Origin of the sequence: Dyella sp. AD56 (genome assembly GCF_002878475.1) — a bacterium.
GTDB lineage: Bacteria > Pseudomonadota > Gammaproteobacteria > Xanthomonadales > Rhodanobacteraceae > Dyella.
This window is the reverse complement of sequence record NZ_NRDP01000027.1, coordinates 82570-97324: the sequence shown is the minus strand read 5'-3', so window position 1 is coordinate 97324 and position 14755 is coordinate 82570. Positions and strand designations below refer to the sequence as shown.

Here is a 14755-nt window from a genome sequence, read left to right as displayed (position 1 = left end):
GCGTAAGTGCGCTCAGGGCGACGTTGGGTTGCGTTGCTGGCGCGCAGCTTGCCGCGCCATGCGGCTGCGAAGTTCGCGCAGGTTGCGGCGGCGGCGCAGCGACGGGTTGATGTAGTCGGCAATCAGCACGATGAAGAACACCGCGTACGCCGGCCACACGTAGATGGCGTAGCCACCCATGGCAAAGAAGGCGCTCATACATTGCCCTCCTTTTCTACGATCTGCTGCACCCAATCCTTGCCGCTTTCCATCGAAAGTAAGTCGGTACGCACGCGCCCGAACAGGCTGGCGATGTAATAGAACTTGGTGGCAACCATCATGGTCAGCAGCGGCCACAGCATGTCGGTGCTGATCTTTGACGGCCCGAGGATGCGCACGGTGGAACCCTGGTGCAGCGTGTTCCACCAGTTCACTGAGAAGTGCACGATCGGCACGTTGATGATGCCGATGATGGCGAGGAAAGCCGCGGCGCGCGCGCCCTGGCGGCGATCTTCAAATGAGTGGTACAGGCCGATCACACCCAGATACAGGAACAGCAGCACCAGTTCGGAAGTAAGGCGCGCATCCCATGTCCACCACGTGCCCCACATCGGCTTGCCCCACAGCGAGCCAGTAACCAGGGTGATGAAGGTGAAGGCCGCACCGATGGGGGCCGATTCCATCGCCACCACTTCGGCCAGCTTGATGCGCCATACCAGTGAGATGAACGAGGCGACGGCCATCAAGCCGTAGATGAAAAGGCCCATCCAGGCGCTGGGTACGTGGATGAAGATGATGCGGTAGGCATCGCCTTGCTGGTAGTCGGCGGGTGCCAGTACAAGACCGCCGTACAGCGCGATAGCGCCCAGTATCAGTGCAAGGCCCAGCGCCCATGGACGCACTGCACCGGCGAAACGGTAGAAGTTTGGCGGCGAGCTGAGCTTGTGAACCCAGAGTGGGATCCAGTTGGCCATCGTCTTATGCGTCCAGAGCTATGCGGAGGGCGGTGGCGCAGGCCAGCGGAGCCAGCACCAGCGCCATGACCAGCGCAGCACCCAGCCAGGCGATGGGCGCAAGCCACGGCAGCCCCTGTTGAGCCGCGGCGACAGCGCCTGCGGCAAAGATCACCACGGGTACGCAAAGCGGCAGCAACATCAGCGCCAGCAGCATACCAGAGCGTCGCGTGCCGGCCGTCAGCGCCACCAGCACCGCGCCAAGCAGGCTCAGCAGGGGTGTAGACAGCAGCAGTGCATAGACCAGCACCGGCATCACTGACGTCGGCAAATGCAGCATGCCGGCCAACAGCGGTGCGATGACGATGAGCGGCAGGGCGGTGGTGATCCAGTGCGCGAGAATCTTCATGCCCATCATCAACGCCAACGGCTGCGGTGACAGCATCAGCTGTTCGAGCGAACCATCTTCGATGTCGCTACGGAACATGGCATCGAGCGCCAGCAGCATGGCGAGCAGCATGGTCACCAGCACGGCACCGCCCGCGATGCGCTGGAGCAGGGCATCCTCCGGCCCCAGGGCGAACGGGAACAGCGTGATGACGATCAGCGCATACAGCACCGGCATGACGATGTCGCCACGGCGACGCCAGGCCAGGGTGAGATCGCGGCGCAGCACGGCGGCGCAGGCGGAGGCGAGCGGCGCGTGGCTCATGCGTGCATGCGTATCCGTTTGGGCTCGCCGTTGAGAAAGCTCACGGCGCCATGGCTGGTCACCAGGGCTGCGCCACCTTCTGCGGCGTGCTGGGTGAGCAGGCGATTCACCAGTTCGATGCCGGTGCGATCGAGGTTGGCGTACGGCTCGTCCAGCAACCACAGCGTGGCCGGCAACAGGAGCAGGCGCGCGAGTGCGGCGCGCTTCTTCTGGCCTGCGGAAAGCCGCCGCACAGGTTCGTCTTCGTAACCGGCGAGACCGATGTCAGCGAGCACACCATCCACCGTGTGCCCGTCGCGTGCGCCGTACAAGCCGGCAGCGACGGTGAGGTTCTCTCTCGCGCTGAGATCACCCTTCAAGCCGAGGTGGTGGCCGAGGAACAGGGTATCGCCCAGATGATGGACGCGGCGCCATGGCTGGCCGCGCCAGTCGAGCGCGCCTTCGTCGATGTGCAGCAAACCGGCGAGGATGCGCAGCAATGTCGTCTTGCCGCTGCCGTTGTCGCCCTCCACCAACGCCACTTCGCCCTCGTGAAGGCGAAAATCCAGCGGGCCGAACACGGGTTCGTCCTGGCGGTAAAAGGTGAGCGCCCGGGCCTCCAGCAGAGGCGTGGCGACGGCGTTGGGGGCAGTCATCGGTCGATTGTCCGCAAAGCCCGGCGGCCTTGTCCATGCGGCGGGGTGACGCCAACGAGACTGGCCTGCGCAGGTCCTGGGACGGGGGATTCCGGCATCATGAAAAGTCCCTCAGGCCAAGGACATAAGACGTAACTTGGCTGGGGACGCGCCTTGCCCGTGCACATATCCGAATTGCCCGAAAAGCGCCGCTAGGGGATCGAGGGCGGCGGTGCCCAGCCCAACAACCCACAAGCTGGGCTCAGCCCACTGTCCTGTGCGGGCGACGCCCAGACCGGGGCGAATCGCGACAGTTTCCGGAATGGCGCGCAATACCTCGAACAGCGCCCGCTGGGCCGTCTTGTTTTGCGGCCGGGGTGTCGGTAAGGAACGTGGATTCCACGCGGTGATGAATCCCCACGGATTCTCCCCGGCCAACTCTTTGAGAGCCGATGGCAGGGGCTGGTCGATGTGGATGGCAGCCCAGCCGCCGCGCGCCAGACGCACTCGATAGTCAGTGGCCAAGTACGCGGCGTGCAGTGCTTCATCCATGCCGCAGGTCGGGCAGCGGCGGAAGCGTGGCGCGAAGGGCGTTGATGGCGGCCATGAGGTCGACCGAGGCCGCATCGGTCGAGCCGCGTAGCAACTGATCCAGCAACATATCCTGCGCACGGCCGCGCTCATAGGCGTAGGCGTAGGGCAGGTGGGTGAAGGTGACCATGCGATAGCGCGCCATGAAATGATCGGGCGCGCGTTCGGCCAGCAGCGCACCGAGCGAACGCTTGGCCAGATAGTGCGGATCGGCGACCGAGTCGCGCATTTCCACGTAGTTCTCCAGGGCCATCGCCGCGATGGCGTTGCTGTTGGGTTGGCGGATGCGCTGGAACTCGGCGAACACGTCGGCCGTGTCGTTCGGCGCTTCGGCCAGCAACGCGGCCAGTACCACGGTGTCCTCGAAACCGCAGTTCATGCCCTGGCCGTGGAACGGCACGATAGCGTGCGCAGCATCGCCGACGAGTAACGCGCGCCCATCCAGGTGCCAGCGTTCCAGATACAGCGTGGACAGCGTGCCCACGGGGTGGCTGTCGTAGTCGTTGGCGAAATCGGGAATGAGCGGCAGCAGGTCGGGGAAGTCTTCCTCGAAGAACGCGCGCGCGCTGCTGGCACCGCCCAGTGTGTCAAAGCTCGGGTGTGGCCCATGCGCTGGCAGGAACAGCGTGACGGTGAAGCTGCCTTCGGTGTTGGGCAGGGCAATACACATATAGCCGCCACGCGGCCAGATGTGCAGCGCATGCGGTTCCAACGCGAACTGATCGTGCCCGCCGCTGAGGCCGACGAGGTCGGCAGACAATCCACCCGCCGGGGGAATTTCCAGTTCCTTGTAGCCGTGGCCCAGCGATTCCACGCGCTCGCCCAAGGGGGCGTAAGCGTTCATGGCCGAACGAAGGGAGGAGCCGGCGCCATCGGCGCCAATGACGACGGGCGCATCGAGCTCGCGCGACACGCCTTGCTCATCAACGAGTTGAATGCGGCGGCCATCGAAATCCGCACTGGCCAGCGACTGGCCGAAATGGAAGTTCACGCCGGAGGCTTCGGCGGCGTCCAGCAGCAGCATGTTGAGCGCGCCACGGGACACCGACCAGATCACTTCGCTGTCGTCCACGCCGTAACGCTGCAAGCCGGAGCGGCCGTCGCGCGTATGCACCATGCGGCCGCGCATCATGACGGCGCGTTGCAGCACGTCGTCAGCGAGGCCCGCTTCGCGCAATGCCTGCAGGCCACGTTCGGCAAGGGCGAGATTGATGGAGCGGCCGCCGGTGAAGCCGGCGACGCGTGGGTCGGGGCGCTTCTCGAAAACGTCGACAGCGAAACCACGTTTCGCCAGTTGCTGCGCAAGCAAGGCGCCGACCAGGCCGCCGCCAATAAGAGTGATGTGCTTCGCCATGGAATCCCGCTGCTAGGTGGCAACCACGTAAAGCGCCAAGAGTAGCGGGTCAGGGGCGGGCGGGGCGATGCGCAGTGCGGCAAGATTTCACTCGCCGCGTGGAGGCATGCACCGTGAGACTTTCTTAGAAGCTCATGAAGTACCCGCCGTTGACCGGCAGGTTGGCGCCCGTGATGTAGCCGGCGTCGTCGGCGGTGAGAAAGGTGACGGCCCGCGCGATGTCGCCCGGCGAGCCAAGGCGGCCGACCGGGATATCCGCGATGATCTGTGCGCGGATGTCCTGCGGCACGGCAGCGACCAGCGCCGTATCGCAATAACCCGGTGACACCGTATTCACCGTGATGCCCTTGCGCGCCGTTTCGCGCGCTAGCGCCATGCCGAAGCCATGCACGCCGGCCTTGGCCGCGGAGTAGTTGGTCTGGCCGAACTGGCCCGTCTGTCCGTTGACCGAGCTTAAGTTCACGATGCGGCCGAAACCGCGCGTGCTCATGCCTTCCACCACGTTGCGGCACATGTTGAACACGCCGTCCAGGTTCACGCGCATCAGTTCATGCCACTGCTGCGGCGTCATCTTGCGCAGGCTGGTATCGCGGGTAATGCCGGCGGCGTTTACCAGGATGTCTACGCTGCCGTGGTCCTGCTCGATGCGCCCAATGAGCTTGGCGCAGCTGTCGAACTGGCTGACGTCGGCGGCTTCGAACTTCACTGCCCCATCGAGATCGGCCGTTTCACGTCGGAAGGCAGCGAGCCGTTCCTCGCGAGCGCCTAGATCGACGGCGATGACCTGACGGCCGGACTGAGCCAGCTGACGGCAGATCTCGGTGCCAAGGCCGCCGATGCCGCCCGTGACGAGGGCGACGCGCGGTGTGCGAGTGTGATTTGTCATGTGAAGGACTCGTGCACATGCCGCAGGGCAGCACGTGTTGTGCTGCAGCGGTAGATGAGACGGAAGGGCGGCTCGCGATGCGGGCCGCCGTAAGCGGGCTGGATCAGCCCGGCTTCTTGGTGGTGGTGCCGCGTGGCGTCGGGTTGGCCTGCGTATTGGTCTGCGCAGCCGTGTCGATCAGGCCACGCTGCATGTTGCGCCACGCTTCCATGTTGCGCTCAGTCAGGTCGTTGAGCATGGACCAGGGTGTCTGGCCGAGCAGGCTGTTGAGCTGCGTGCGGAACTGCTGCTGCTGGTCGAGAAAGACCTGCAGGCTGCGTTCCAGGTACGGGCCCATGAAACCCTGCAGCGAGTCGCCGTAGAAGCGGATGATCTGGCTGAGTAGCTGGGGCGACAGCATCGGCTGCCCCTTTTCCTCATGCTCAGAGATGATCTGCAGCAAGACTGAGCGGGTGAGGTCCTCGCCGCTCTTGGCGTCACGGACTTCAAAGGTTTCGCCGTCCAACACCAGCTGACGGACCTCTTCCAGCGTGATGTAGCTAGAGATTTCCGTGTCGTAGAGCCGACGGTTCGGATACTTCTTGATGGTGCGGATCGTTTGTGCCATGCACACAAACTAGCAGAAGGTATTGCGGCGCACCAGTCGCCCAACTGGTATTCATTGCTGCACTGGCTAGTTGCAGCATTTCCTGTTAGATCAATTACATGCTGGTTTGTGCCGGTTTGTGCCGGATTGAGGGCAATCCGGCACGCCCGATCAGTGGGCCGGGCCGCCCGCGGAGCCGAACGGTGGCTTGGCTAGCCAGATCACCGGAATCAGCACGACGAACAGGATGGCGCACAGTAGGAAGACGTCGTTCACCGCCAGGGTCAGCGCCTCCTTGTTCACCAACTGATCCACGACCCCCAGCGCCTGCGTCTGTGCCAGGCCGCCGTGGGTCAGCTGCCCCACGATCTGCGTGGCTGGCTGGCTGGCACTGGTCACGTTCTCGGTCAGGTTGGCGTGATGCAGGATGCCCCGGTGCTGCCACAGGGTCACCGTGACCGCTGTGGACACGCTAGAACCCAGCGTACGGAAGAAGTTGGCCAAGCCGCTGGCGCTGGCGATCTCGTGCGCAGGGAGCCCCGATAGGTAGATCTGGTTGAGCGGGATGAAGAAGCAGGGGATCGCCACGCCCATGACGAAACGCGGCAACACCAGCGTGGAGAATGACGCCGAGCTGTCGAACGTGGAGAACCAGTACGAGGTACCTGCGAACACCACGAAGGCAAACGTCACCACTGCGCGCAGTTCCAGCTTCTGCATGTTGCGACCGATGATCGGTGACAACAGGAAGGCAAGGATGCCGACCGGCGCGGTGGCCAGACCTGCCCATGTCGCCGTATAGCCCAGCGTGGTCTGCAGCCACAACGGAAACACCACGTTGATGCCGAAGAAGGCAAACATGCCCAGCGACAGCGCGATGACGCCCGCCGTGAAGTTGCGTTGTTTGAATAGGCTCAGTTCGACCACGGGATGTTTGGCGTGCAGCTCCCATACCACCAGGAAGGTGAGACATAGCAACGCGACGATGCCCAGCGTGGCGATCAGCGGCGAAGCGAACCAGTCATGGTCGTTGCCGTTATCGAGCATGAACTGCAGGCAGCCCACGCCGGCCACGAGCAACACCAGGCCGACCACGTCGATCGGCGACTGGAACGTCTTTGTTTCACGTTTGCGCAGCAGCGTCCACGTGATGACACCCGCGGCCAGGCCCACCGGCAGGTTGATGTAGAAGATCCAGGGCCACGAGAAGTTGTCCGTGAGCCAGCCACCCAGGATGGGGCCGAAGATCGGCGCCACCACCACGGTCATCGCCCATAGCGCCAGCGCAATGCCCTGCTTAGTCTTCGGATAGCTCGCCAGCAGCAGAGTGAGCGACAGCGCCACCATCGGGCCGGAGCCAGCACCCTGCATGAGGCGGGCGAACACCAGCATCGGCATCGATGTGGCGAGGCCGCACATCATCGAGAAGATCACGAACAGGGCGACGGAGACCACGAAGGTCTTCACCTCGCCGAAGCGTCGCGCGATCCAGCCGGTCAACGGCTGCATGATGGCGCTGGCGAGCGAGTAGGAGCTGATCGTCCACGTACCTTCGTTGGCGCTGACGCCAAGGCTACCGGCGATATGAGGCACGGCGACGTTGACGATCGTCATGTCCAGCACCTCCATGAAGGTGCTGAATGCGACCGCGATGGTAAGCAGGACCAGCGCAGTGCCGTGCAACGGCGGCAGCGGCTTGGCTTCGGAGGGGTTGGCAGCCATGGCGGCGTTTCCGTCGGATCGTCAGTTCGCGTCGCGGGGGCTGAGGTTGGCCTTGATGATCTTCTCGGCCTCTTCGTCGGCCTTGCTGGCCATCTGATCGTAGACCGTCGTTTGCGCGATCGGCTGGCCGTTGCCTTGCGCGGCGTTCATCTCACCCTTGTCGTTGGTGATGTCCACGGAGACGTCGGTGGACAGGCCGACGCGTAGCGGATGATCGTCGAGCTCCTTGTTGTCGAGCGCGATGCGCACCGGCACGCGTTGCACCACTTTGATCCAGTTGCCGGTGGCGTTCTGCGCAGGCAGCAGCGAGAACACGCTACCGGTGCCAGCGCCGAGGCCGATCACCTTGCCGTGGAATTCCACGCTGCCACCGTAGACGTCGGCCTCGATCTTGGCGGGCTGGCCTACGCGGATATGGCGCAGCTGGTTTTCCTTGAAGTTGGCGTCGATCCACAGGTCGTGCAGTGGCACCACGCTCATCAACTGCTGGCCCGGCTGCACGCTGTTGCCGACCTGCACGCTGCGCTGGGCGACATAGCCGGTAACCGGGGCATAGATGTTGTTGCGCTGGGCGGCGATCCAGGCGGCGCGGAAATTCGCACGAGCCTGTTCCACGGCTGGGTTGTTGGCGATCTGCGTACCTTCAATGACGGCGCGTGACGCGGCGGCCTGAGCAACGGCGGAATCCAGCGAGGCACGCGCCTGATCGACGGCATCACGCAGGTGCTGCACGTTCTGCGGTGCTTCGGCCTGGGCGGCGACCAGCGGGGCACTGCGCGCAAGGTCGGCCTCGGCCTTCTTCAGATCCACGCGGGCCTTGGCCACCTGGGCATCAGCGCTGTTCGCCGATTCGGTCTGCTGGCGCACCTGGCGAACGGCCTGGGCGAGCGCGCTGCTGTTTTGCTGCAGGCGGACGTCCGCATCGGTGCTGTCGAGCTTCACCAAAATCTGGCCCGCTTCCACGCGCTGCGTGTCGTCGGCAAGGATGGCTACCACGATGCCCGGCACCTGTGCGGAGATCGCCACCTGGTTGCCGTTCACGTAGGCGTTGTCGGTCTTCTCCCGGGTGGAGAAGACAAACACCCACAGCAACGCCCATGCCGCAGCGGCGATGAGGAAGATGAAGGTAACGATCAGCAACGCGCGGCGGCGCTTGGCCGGATCCTTGGCGGCCATGCCGCTGTCGTTGTCGTTCTTGTTGACGGCGGAATCAGTGGCGCTCATTCGAGGCGTCTCCGGAAAGGTTCAAAGGGGAGGAGGGGCGGTCGCTGGATGCCTGCTCAGGCATGCTGGCGCGGTAACCGCCGCCCAATGCCTTGATCAGCGAGATATCGGTGGAAAGTGCTTGGGCCTGCAGGCTCGCGTCGCTGTCCTGCTGTTGCAGCAACTGCGCCTGGGCGCTCAGTGTTTCACGGCGATCCGTCACGCCGCGTTGCACGCGAGACTGTGCATTCGCGAGCAGTTGCTTGTTAGCGTCGATCTCGCGGGCTTGTTCTTTGCGGCGGCCCTCGATCTGATCGGCGGTGAGGCTCTGTGTCGCGACGTCACGCGCGGCGCCGAGCACCGTGCTGTTGTATTGCGCCACAGCGGTATCGAGCTGCGCTTTGCTGATGCCGTAGTTCGCTTCCAGCAAGCCGCCGGTAAAGATCGGCAGGTGCAGCGCCGGCGTCAAGCCGAACACGCGACTGCCTGAGCTGAACATCTTGTCGAGATCGATACTCGACAGCCCCGCCATGGCGCTGATGCTGATATCCGGGAAGAACTGCGCGCGCGCCACGTCGGTTTGCCGTAGGGCAGCTTCGACCTGCCACAGACTGGCCGCAATGTCGGGGCGGCGTGCGATCAGGTCGACGCCGACATTGTCAGGCAGCCCCGTGGTGACGTTGGGTAGCGCGCGTGGCTGCAGCGAAGGCAGCTGGGCGGGCGATACGCCACACAGACTGGCGAGCGCTGCCTGGCGGATGTGGGCGGAGCTTTCTATCGCCACCAGCATCTGCCGCGCCGAGGCCGTCTGAGCCTTGGCCGATTGGAGGGTGTCCGGGCGATCGACGCCTTGCTTCACACGCAGGGCCGCGATCTGCTCCAGCTGTTCGGCCGTCTGCACGGCCTGCTTCGCGATCGTGATGCGCAGCTGATCGGCGAGCCAGCCGAAATAGGTGTCGGCGACATTGGTCTGGATGGCCAGGGCTGCGGTGCTGTGTTGCGCTTCCGCCGCATGCGCCTGGTCTACGGCGCCTTCGATGGTGTTGCGCTTTTTGCCCCAGAAATCGAAGTCGTACTGTGCTTGCACGCCGATGTCGCCCTGGTTGTACCAGGTGAAACCGAGGAACTTGGGTGGGATCAGCCCCGTTTCGCTCAGGCGCTGGCGCTCGACCTGCGCGCTGCCGCTCACACTCAACCCCGACTGCGCGGTGGCGGCCCGGATGGACTGCTGCGCCGAATCCACGCGTGAACGGGCCTGGGCGATATCCGGCGAATCCTTCATCGCCAGTTCGATCAACTGATCGAGCTGCGGGTCGTTGTACTGCTTCCACCAGGCTGCATCGGGCCAGCCGGCGCGATGACCTGTGTCGAGGCCGGCCAGCGGGACATCGTCGCGAATGGGCGGCCGATTCAGCTTGGCGGGGATGGAGCAGCCCGCGACGGCGAGTGCAACGGCGCAGGCGAGCAGCGCGCGACGGCCGAGTCCGCGGTGGGAGGGGCGGTGTGAAGTCATGGACGGGAGTCCGGCTGGGTGAGCGAGTCGATGTTGACGGCAATCTGACGGAGCAGGCGATCTAGCGTGCGTTTGTCATTCGCCGTCAGCGAGGCGAAAGCCCCGTGGACGTTGGGAAACAGTGGCGGAAGGATCTTCCGTACCAAGCGTTTGCCGGCGGTAGTGATGCTGAGCACGACGCGGCGGCGATCCTCGGCGCTGGTGGCGCGCGTGATCAAGCCGGCTTTTACCAGCGCATTGGCGATGCGAGTCATGTTGGTGGCGCCCTGTTGCGCGTAATCGCACAGTTCGGTGGGCGTCGCGCTACCACGGCTGTAGATCATCATCAGCGTGCGGAAGTCGCTTTCATTCAGGCCGTGAGGCTTGAGATCGCGCTCGAGTTCACCGAGCAGGTTTCCGCCAACCAGCAACAACAGGCGTGTCAGCACCACCTCCTGGACGGGAAGGTCCGGGAAGATCTCGCCCACACGGCCAATTCCCTCGTCCATGTGGGCGAGGCACTCGGACATTCGCTTCATTTCACCAAAGGATATTTCGCCAGTGAAGTATTTAGTCTAGCGCTGGCCTCTGGCAACCCGCAAGACTCAGTCGAGCCCGAAGAGCTCTCGGGCGTTCCGGGTGGTGGCGCTCGCGATAGCTTCGGGGCTTTCGCCACGAAGCTGCGAGATCACATCGAGCACTTCGATGATGTTGGCAGGCTCGTTGCGTTCGCCGCGGTGACGGGCGCCTGGCTGATCCGGGGCGTCGGTCTCGAGCAGCAATCGTTCAACAGGCATGGTCGCGACGATGTGACGGAGGCGTTGAGCGCGTTCATGTGTAACGGGTCCGCCGATGCCGAGATGGAATCCCATTTCCCACAGTCGTTCGGCCTGTTGCAGGCTGCCGGAAAAGCTGTGCACCACACCACGCAGGCCGCCGATGCGGCGCATGGTGGAGGTGACTTCGTCCATGGCCTTTCGTGCATGCACGATGACAGGAAGGTCAATATCGCGGGCGATGCGCAGCTGCTGCTGGAAGTACTCGCGCTGCCGTTCGACGTCGAGCTCGGGCAGGAAATAGTCGAGCCCGATCTCACCTACGGCGACGGCGCGATGTGTCTGCAGCCAGTGCCGGAGCTCATCGATGTGCTCCGGGCGATGCTGGTCGATATAGATGGGGTGCATACCATAGGCGGGGTGCGCTTCCGCGTGGTTAGTGCAAAGCGTGGCGATCCCCTGCCACGATACCTGGTCAATGGCGGGCACGATGATATGCCGCACGCCAACGTCGCGCGCCCGCTGAAACATGGCCTCCCGATCGGGTGCGAAGCTCGCATCATCGATATGCGCGTGGCTGTCGGTGAGTTCGAGCACAGTATTGGGTGTCCTGAATTTGGAAGAATGGTTGGCTTCGATCTAAGCGAACATTCAGTGTTTTACATGTTCAATGTTCGTACTGGATCGAAATTAAGGCAGGAGCGGGGGCGCTCCGCCGGTCCAGATCAGGAGAGCATTATGAACAGGTTGGTCGTTTCGGCGCTGCATGTGGGTTTCGCCGGCGTATTGGCGATGGGTCTTTCCGCGTGCAACAAGGACGCGAATGCCGATGGCGGCGTAGGTGGGGTGGCGCAGCAAGGGGCTCCTGACGGAGCCAAGTACGCGCGCGTCGTGAGTGTGACGCCGGTGCGCGAAGCTGCGAGTGCGTCGCAGCAGGTGTGTCATGACGAGGTCGTCACCACGCATAAGCCGGTGCAGGACACCCACCAGATCGCAGGCACGGCCATTGGCGCCGTGGCAGGTGGCCTGTTAGGTAATCAGGTCGGTGGCGGCAAGGGCCGCACGCTGGCAACAGTGGCGGGCGCGGTAGGTGGTGGCTATGCAGGCCACGAAATCCAGAAGAATCATCAGGAGAATGCGACCCAGCAGACGACGCAGCGCCGCTGCAATACGGTGGCCGGTAACGCTGGCGATAGGGTGGTGGCATACGATGTAAGTTACGAGTACAACGGTGTCACCCGCACTGTGCGCATGGACCACGACCCGGGTGACAGGCTGCAAGTGCAGGAAGGTGTGGTAGCCGTTTCTGACGCTCACTGAGGATTCACGCCATGGATACACTGCTTAGACGTTTGGCTGTCGTGGGACTTGTTTCGGCTGTAGCGCTTCTTTCGGGATGTGAAACACCACCGCAACGGCAGGTGGTTTACAGCGGTGCTTCCAATCGGTGCGAGCAGTGTGGCGTGGTCAGCGACATACGCCAGATCCAGACGCAGAAGGAGTCTTCCCCGCTTGGCATGGTTATCGGCGGCATTGCCGGTGGCGTGCTGGGCAATCAGGTGGGCGGTGGCAGCGGACGTACGCTGGCCACCGTCGCCGGGGCAGTGGCTGGTGGCGCCATTGGCAACCAGGTGGGCAAGAATTCCGGTGGTCCGGACGTTGCGTGGCAGGTCACTGTCAAACTTGATGATGGTCGCTATGCAACGGTGACCCAGGCTGCCGACCCGCAGGTTCGTCCGGGTGACTATGTGCAGATACGCAACAATCTCGTTTATCGACTTTAATTCGTGGACGTCTAGACGTCCAAATGAAAAGGCCCTCTTGCGAGGGCCTTTTTTATTGGGGCGGGGTTTGATTAGTTGTTGACCGCGTAGAAGGCGTGCTCACCGATGGTCTTGACGCGCTTGTTGGACCACTGTGGCGTTACTGCAAGCGTGGCAAAAGCGTCCGCTCGTGGCACGTACACCGTGCGCTCTCCCTGCGGAAGGCTCCAGTTGCTGATCGAATCACCAGCAATCTTCCACGCCTTGGTCCAGGAGTTGAGATCGGTTACTTCAAAACTGCTCGCGGTTGTTGTCAGTGCAAACTGACGTGGTGAGGTCACAACCTCACAAACGCTGTCGCCCCATGTGCCGCGATCGCGGCGACGCATGGCAACTTCGGCCACGGCATATTGGCCGATGGTCGACTCACTGCGTGCCTCGAGATACACCGTCGTGGCCAGGCAGGTCTGGTCCGCGAGGGGCTGGGGTAGCACGGACGCTAACCACAACAGCATCGAAAGTTTCATTAATCTGCCTCCAACGTGCTGTACGTGCGAAGTCGGTGCTACTGACTTCGTACGCCGTTGCGGTGGACGGGCGGGCAGGCCGTTCCACCTGGATTGATCACCTGTGCCGAAACTTGTGGCTAGGTGGTTTGCCACGGGATTGTGGCCAGTCGAGCGGCTGATCCGGTGCCGTTCAAAACTTTTTTGTGCTGCAAGGGCATTGCATCGGGTACTAAGTGACCTCGTGCCTGCAACGTATCCGCGCCATGGGCGGTACTTACACCGACATCTCTGTCGGGTCGCGCCGATCCGGACCCCTCCGGTTCGTCGCGTATGTCGACACCCGTGGGCTGTGGGCGTCGTCTAATTTAGTTGGCGGAGCCTAGTGGTCGATTTCAGATCTGGCAAGTGCCTGGCAGTTCAGGTTCACGCGACGCTCACATTGTCATTTGATCGTGAATCTTTGCGTTTGGTATTTTTTGTCACGCAGACCAACTCTGCGTCACGCGCAACGAGAGGCCTTCGTCGGTGTCGATGCTTGCGACATTTTCAATCGCATGGATTAGACCATCGTCTATGACAGCGAGTGCCTGAATGCTTGCGTCGTCGCCAGCGACATCGAGCAATTGAATGCCGTTCTCGCCGCTACGGTGCAGCACCGTGCCGCTGTCGATAGGTCGCGACAATACGACGCAATGCATATGTCGCTTGAGCCCGCCGCGATAGTGCAGGCGAGCCACGATTTCCTGTCCCGGATAACAGCCTTTGTCGAACGCAACTGCCTGCAGGCGTTCGAGAGAGAGTGCTTGCGGAAGCAGCGCGCCGAGTGTGTTGTTTGGCAACCACGGCCAGCCCAGATCAATCTGTGGCTGTCGCCATGCGTCGTCCGGCTGTGAGGCTCCGATCACCATGCTGTGGTCGCCGCAGCCGAGCACGTAGGCATCGGCTTCACGACGGGCAGCGTAAGTGTCCAACGCTGGGCCGGTGCTGAGCGCGCGCGGTTCGGGCACGGTCAGTTTGACCTTGGAGCGGAATACGAACCGCTGCAGCGATTGCGCCATGGAGGCGGCATCGCCTCCGCGCAACAGCAACAGCAGGACGTCGTCGGCGAGTCGTGCAAGGTGGAACAGTGCAAGCACGCGACCTTGCGCATCAAGCCACGCGCCGAACTGCCACGTGCCGATGGCGAGCGACTGGACATTGCTGCTGAATTGGGCCTGGGCGAACGCCGTGGCGTCGGCGCCTTCGAGCAACAGGGTGCGGGCGGTGTAATCTGTTGGCATAGAAATGCGACGTGAGGGCAGGGGTAGGGAGATGCAAGTGGCGCCACCCCTACTGGCAGACGAAAGCACCGCCGTCAAGGTTGTGCTGCATTAACGCAGGTATTACGCTTTTACGGCTTTCAAACACCATGTCCGATACGTCCTCCCAAACTGAGTCCAAGCCCGCTTCCGCTCCGGCGGAGCCGACTGCCGTGCCTGCTGTTCCGGACACGGGAAAGACTTCGAAGGAGCAACCGGCCCCGGATCCCACCCGCTACGGCGATTGGGAAAAGAACGGGCGCTGTATCGACTTCTGATCGCGCCGCGCCGGCTCCGCGCCGGCGTCGTCGGGTAAG

Annotated in this window: 18 protein-coding genes; 3 read left to right on the top strand and 15 right to left on the bottom strand. The window is 63.1% G+C overall.

The features are described 5' to 3' along the window. Nucleotides 1-12: 12 nt before the first annotated feature. The 13 genes from ccmD to DyAD56_RS18250 form a co-directional block, all read right to left on the bottom strand. Complete coding sequence (gene ccmD, locus DyAD56_RS18310) at nucleotides 13-198, bottom strand: heme exporter protein CcmD (protein ID WP_102304274.1); 186 nt, start codon at nucleotides 196-198, stop codon at nucleotides 13-15. Beyond that, complete coding sequence (locus tag DyAD56_RS18305) at nucleotides 195-953, bottom strand: heme ABC transporter permease (protein WP_102304272.1); 759 nt, start codon at nucleotides 951-953, stop codon at nucleotides 195-197. The genes ccmD and DyAD56_RS18305 overlap by 4 nt, the downstream gene beginning before the upstream one ends. A gap of 4 nt (nucleotides 954-957) precedes the next feature. Continuing rightward, nucleotides 958-1644: a heme exporter protein CcmB gene (ccmB, locus tag DyAD56_RS18300; RefSeq protein WP_102304270.1), complete on the bottom strand. Its 687-nt coding sequence runs from the start codon at nucleotides 1642-1644 to the stop codon at nucleotides 958-960. Next, complete coding sequence (gene ccmA, locus DyAD56_RS18295) at nucleotides 1641-2279, bottom strand: cytochrome c biogenesis heme-transporting ATPase CcmA (protein ID WP_102304269.1); 639 nt, start codon at nucleotides 2277-2279, stop codon at nucleotides 1641-1643. The genes ccmB and ccmA overlap by 4 nt, the downstream gene beginning before the upstream one ends. A 111-nt stretch (nucleotides 2280-2390) precedes the next feature. After that, the gene (locus DyAD56_RS18290; protein ID WP_102304267.1) at nucleotides 2391-2810 is read right to left on the bottom strand and encodes a DUF3293 domain-containing protein; all 420 of its coding nucleotides are present in this window, start codon (nucleotides 2808-2810) and stop codon (nucleotides 2391-2393) included. Beyond that, entirely contained in the window at nucleotides 2803-4203 is a 1401-nt protein-coding gene (locus DyAD56_RS18285; protein WP_102304265.1) for an NAD(P)/FAD-dependent oxidoreductase, read from the bottom strand. The genes DyAD56_RS18290 and DyAD56_RS18285 overlap by 8 nt, the downstream gene beginning before the upstream one ends. 124 nt (nucleotides 4204-4327) lie before the next feature. Continuing rightward, nucleotides 4328-5089, bottom strand: coding sequence for an acetoacetyl-CoA reductase (phbB, locus tag DyAD56_RS18280; protein ID WP_102304263.1), 762 nt, complete (start codon nucleotides 5087-5089; stop codon nucleotides 4328-4330). A 103-nt stretch (nucleotides 5090-5192) separates the two neighbouring features. Continuing rightward, a complete protein-coding gene (phaR, locus tag DyAD56_RS18275) occupies nucleotides 5193-5696 on the bottom strand; it encodes a polyhydroxyalkanoate synthesis repressor PhaR (RefSeq protein ID WP_102304262.1) in 504 nt (167 codons plus the stop codon). Between the two features lie 150 nt (nucleotides 5697-5846). Next, on the bottom strand, nucleotides 5847-7397 hold the full coding sequence (locus DyAD56_RS18270; protein ID WP_102304260.1) for a DHA2 family efflux MFS transporter permease subunit: 1551 nt from the start codon (nucleotides 7395-7397) through the stop codon (nucleotides 5847-5849). Between the two features lie 21 nt (nucleotides 7398-7418). Next, nucleotides 7419-8621 (bottom strand): efflux RND transporter periplasmic adaptor subunit, encoded by a 1203-nt coding sequence (locus tag DyAD56_RS18265; RefSeq protein WP_102304258.1) that lies wholly within the window; start codon nucleotides 8619-8621, stop codon nucleotides 7419-7421. After that, on the bottom strand, nucleotides 8608-10113 hold the full coding sequence (locus tag DyAD56_RS18260; RefSeq protein ID WP_102304256.1) for an efflux transporter outer membrane subunit: 1506 nt from the start codon (nucleotides 10111-10113) through the stop codon (nucleotides 8608-8610). Before DyAD56_RS18260 ends, DyAD56_RS18265 begins: the two co-directional genes overlap by 14 nt. After that, nucleotides 10110-10601: a MarR family transcriptional regulator gene (locus DyAD56_RS18255; protein ID WP_233202612.1), complete on the bottom strand. Its 492-nt coding sequence runs from the start codon at nucleotides 10599-10601 to the stop codon at nucleotides 10110-10112. The genes DyAD56_RS18260 and DyAD56_RS18255 overlap by 4 nt, the downstream gene beginning before the upstream one ends. A gap of 96 nt (nucleotides 10602-10697) precedes the next feature. Next, nucleotides 10698-11465 carry a TatD family hydrolase gene (locus DyAD56_RS18250; RefSeq protein ID WP_102304253.1) on the bottom strand — a complete coding sequence of 256 codons (768 nt, stop codon included), beginning with the start codon at nucleotides 11463-11465 and terminating at the stop codon, nucleotides 10698-10700. Between the two features lie 141 nt (nucleotides 11466-11606). Between DyAD56_RS18250 and DyAD56_RS18245 the strand changes: the two genes are divergently transcribed. Continuing rightward, nucleotides 11607-12188, top strand: a complete 582-nt coding sequence (locus DyAD56_RS18245; protein WP_102304251.1) for a glycine zipper 2TM domain-containing protein — start codon at nucleotides 11607-11609, stop codon at nucleotides 12186-12188. A gap of 11 nt (nucleotides 12189-12199) precedes the next feature. Further along, a complete protein-coding gene (locus DyAD56_RS18240; protein ID WP_102304250.1) occupies nucleotides 12200-12652 on the top strand; it encodes a glycine zipper 2TM domain-containing protein in 453 nt (150 codons plus the stop codon). 71 nt (nucleotides 12653-12723) lie between these two features. Here DyAD56_RS18240 and DyAD56_RS18235 read toward each other — a convergent pair whose 3' ends face one another. Then, nucleotides 12724-13158 carry a cell wall hydrolase gene (locus DyAD56_RS18235; protein WP_199179033.1) on the bottom strand — a complete coding sequence of 145 codons (435 nt, stop codon included), beginning with the start codon at nucleotides 13156-13158 and terminating at the stop codon, nucleotides 12724-12726. A gap of 461 nt (nucleotides 13159-13619) precedes the next feature. Further along, nucleotides 13620-14420 carry a folate-binding protein YgfZ gene (locus DyAD56_RS18230; protein ID WP_102304247.1) on the bottom strand — a complete coding sequence of 267 codons (801 nt, stop codon included), beginning with the start codon at nucleotides 14418-14420 and terminating at the stop codon, nucleotides 13620-13622. A 128-nt stretch (nucleotides 14421-14548) separates the two neighbouring features. On the opposite strand from DyAD56_RS18230, the gene DyAD56_RS18225 reads away from it, so the two are divergent. Next, nucleotides 14549-14716 carry a DUF1674 domain-containing protein gene (locus tag DyAD56_RS18225; protein ID WP_102304245.1) on the top strand — a complete coding sequence of 56 codons (168 nt, stop codon included), beginning with the start codon at nucleotides 14549-14551 and terminating at the stop codon, nucleotides 14714-14716. Nucleotides 14717-14755 lie beyond the last annotated feature (39 nt).

What these genes read in the sequence shown, in the direction of transcription:
- DyAD56_RS18255 (WP_233202612.1), bottom strand. Translation starts at nt 10,601, where the DNA reads ATGGACGAGGGAATTGGCCGTGTGGGCGAGATCTTCCCGGACCTTCCC.
- DyAD56_RS18305 (WP_102304272.1), bottom strand. Translation starts at nt 953, where the DNA reads ATGGCCAACTGGATCCCACTCTGGGTTCACAAGCTCAGCTCGCCGCCA.
- phaR (WP_102304262.1), bottom strand. Translation starts at nt 5,696, where the DNA reads ATGGCACAAACGATCCGCACCATCAAGAAGTATCCGAACCGTCGGCTC.
- DyAD56_RS18240 (WP_102304250.1), top strand. Translation starts at nt 12,200, where the DNA reads ATGGATACACTGCTTAGACGTTTGGCTGTCGTGGGACTTGTTTCGGCT.
- DyAD56_RS18245 (WP_102304251.1), top strand. Translation starts at nt 11,607, where the DNA reads ATGAACAGGTTGGTCGTTTCGGCGCTGCATGTGGGTTTCGCCGGCGTA.
- DyAD56_RS18285 (WP_102304265.1), bottom strand. Translation starts at nt 4,203, where the DNA reads ATGGCGAAGCACATCACTCTTATTGGCGGCGGCCTGGTCGGCGCCTTG.
- ccmB (WP_102304270.1), bottom strand. Translation starts at nt 1,644, where the DNA reads ATGAGCCACGCGCCGCTCGCCTCCGCCTGCGCCGCCGTGCTGCGCCGC.
- DyAD56_RS18270 (WP_102304260.1), bottom strand. Translation starts at nt 7,397, where the DNA reads ATGGCTGCCAACCCCTCCGAAGCCAAGCCGCTGCCGCCGTTGCACGGC.
- ccmA (WP_102304269.1), bottom strand. Translation starts at nt 2,279, where the DNA reads ATGACTGCCCCCAACGCCGTCGCCACGCCTCTGCTGGAGGCCCGGGCG.
- phbB (WP_102304263.1), bottom strand. Translation starts at nt 5,089, where the DNA reads ATGACAAATCACACTCGCACACCGCGCGTCGCCCTCGTCACGGGCGGC.
- DyAD56_RS18235 (WP_199179033.1), bottom strand. Translation starts at nt 13,158, where the DNA reads ATGAAACTTTCGATGCTGTTGTGGTTAGCGTCCGTGCTACCCCAGCCC.
- DyAD56_RS18265 (WP_102304258.1), bottom strand. Translation starts at nt 8,621, where the DNA reads ATGAGCGCCACTGATTCCGCCGTCAACAAGAACGACAACGACAGCGGC.
- DyAD56_RS18225 (WP_102304245.1), top strand. Translation starts at nt 14,549, where the DNA reads ATGTCCGATACGTCCTCCCAAACTGAGTCCAAGCCCGCTTCCGCTCCG.
- DyAD56_RS18230 (WP_102304247.1), bottom strand. Translation starts at nt 14,420, where the DNA reads ATGCCAACAGATTACACCGCCCGCACCCTGTTGCTCGAAGGCGCCGAC.
- DyAD56_RS18290 (WP_102304267.1), bottom strand. Translation starts at nt 2,810, where the DNA reads ATGGATGAAGCACTGCACGCCGCGTACTTGGCCACTGACTATCGAGTG.
- DyAD56_RS18260 (WP_102304256.1), bottom strand. Translation starts at nt 10,113, where the DNA reads ATGACTTCACACCGCCCCTCCCACCGCGGACTCGGCCGTCGCGCGCTG.
- ccmD (WP_102304274.1), bottom strand. Translation starts at nt 198, where the DNA reads ATGAGCGCCTTCTTTGCCATGGGTGGCTACGCCATCTACGTGTGGCCG.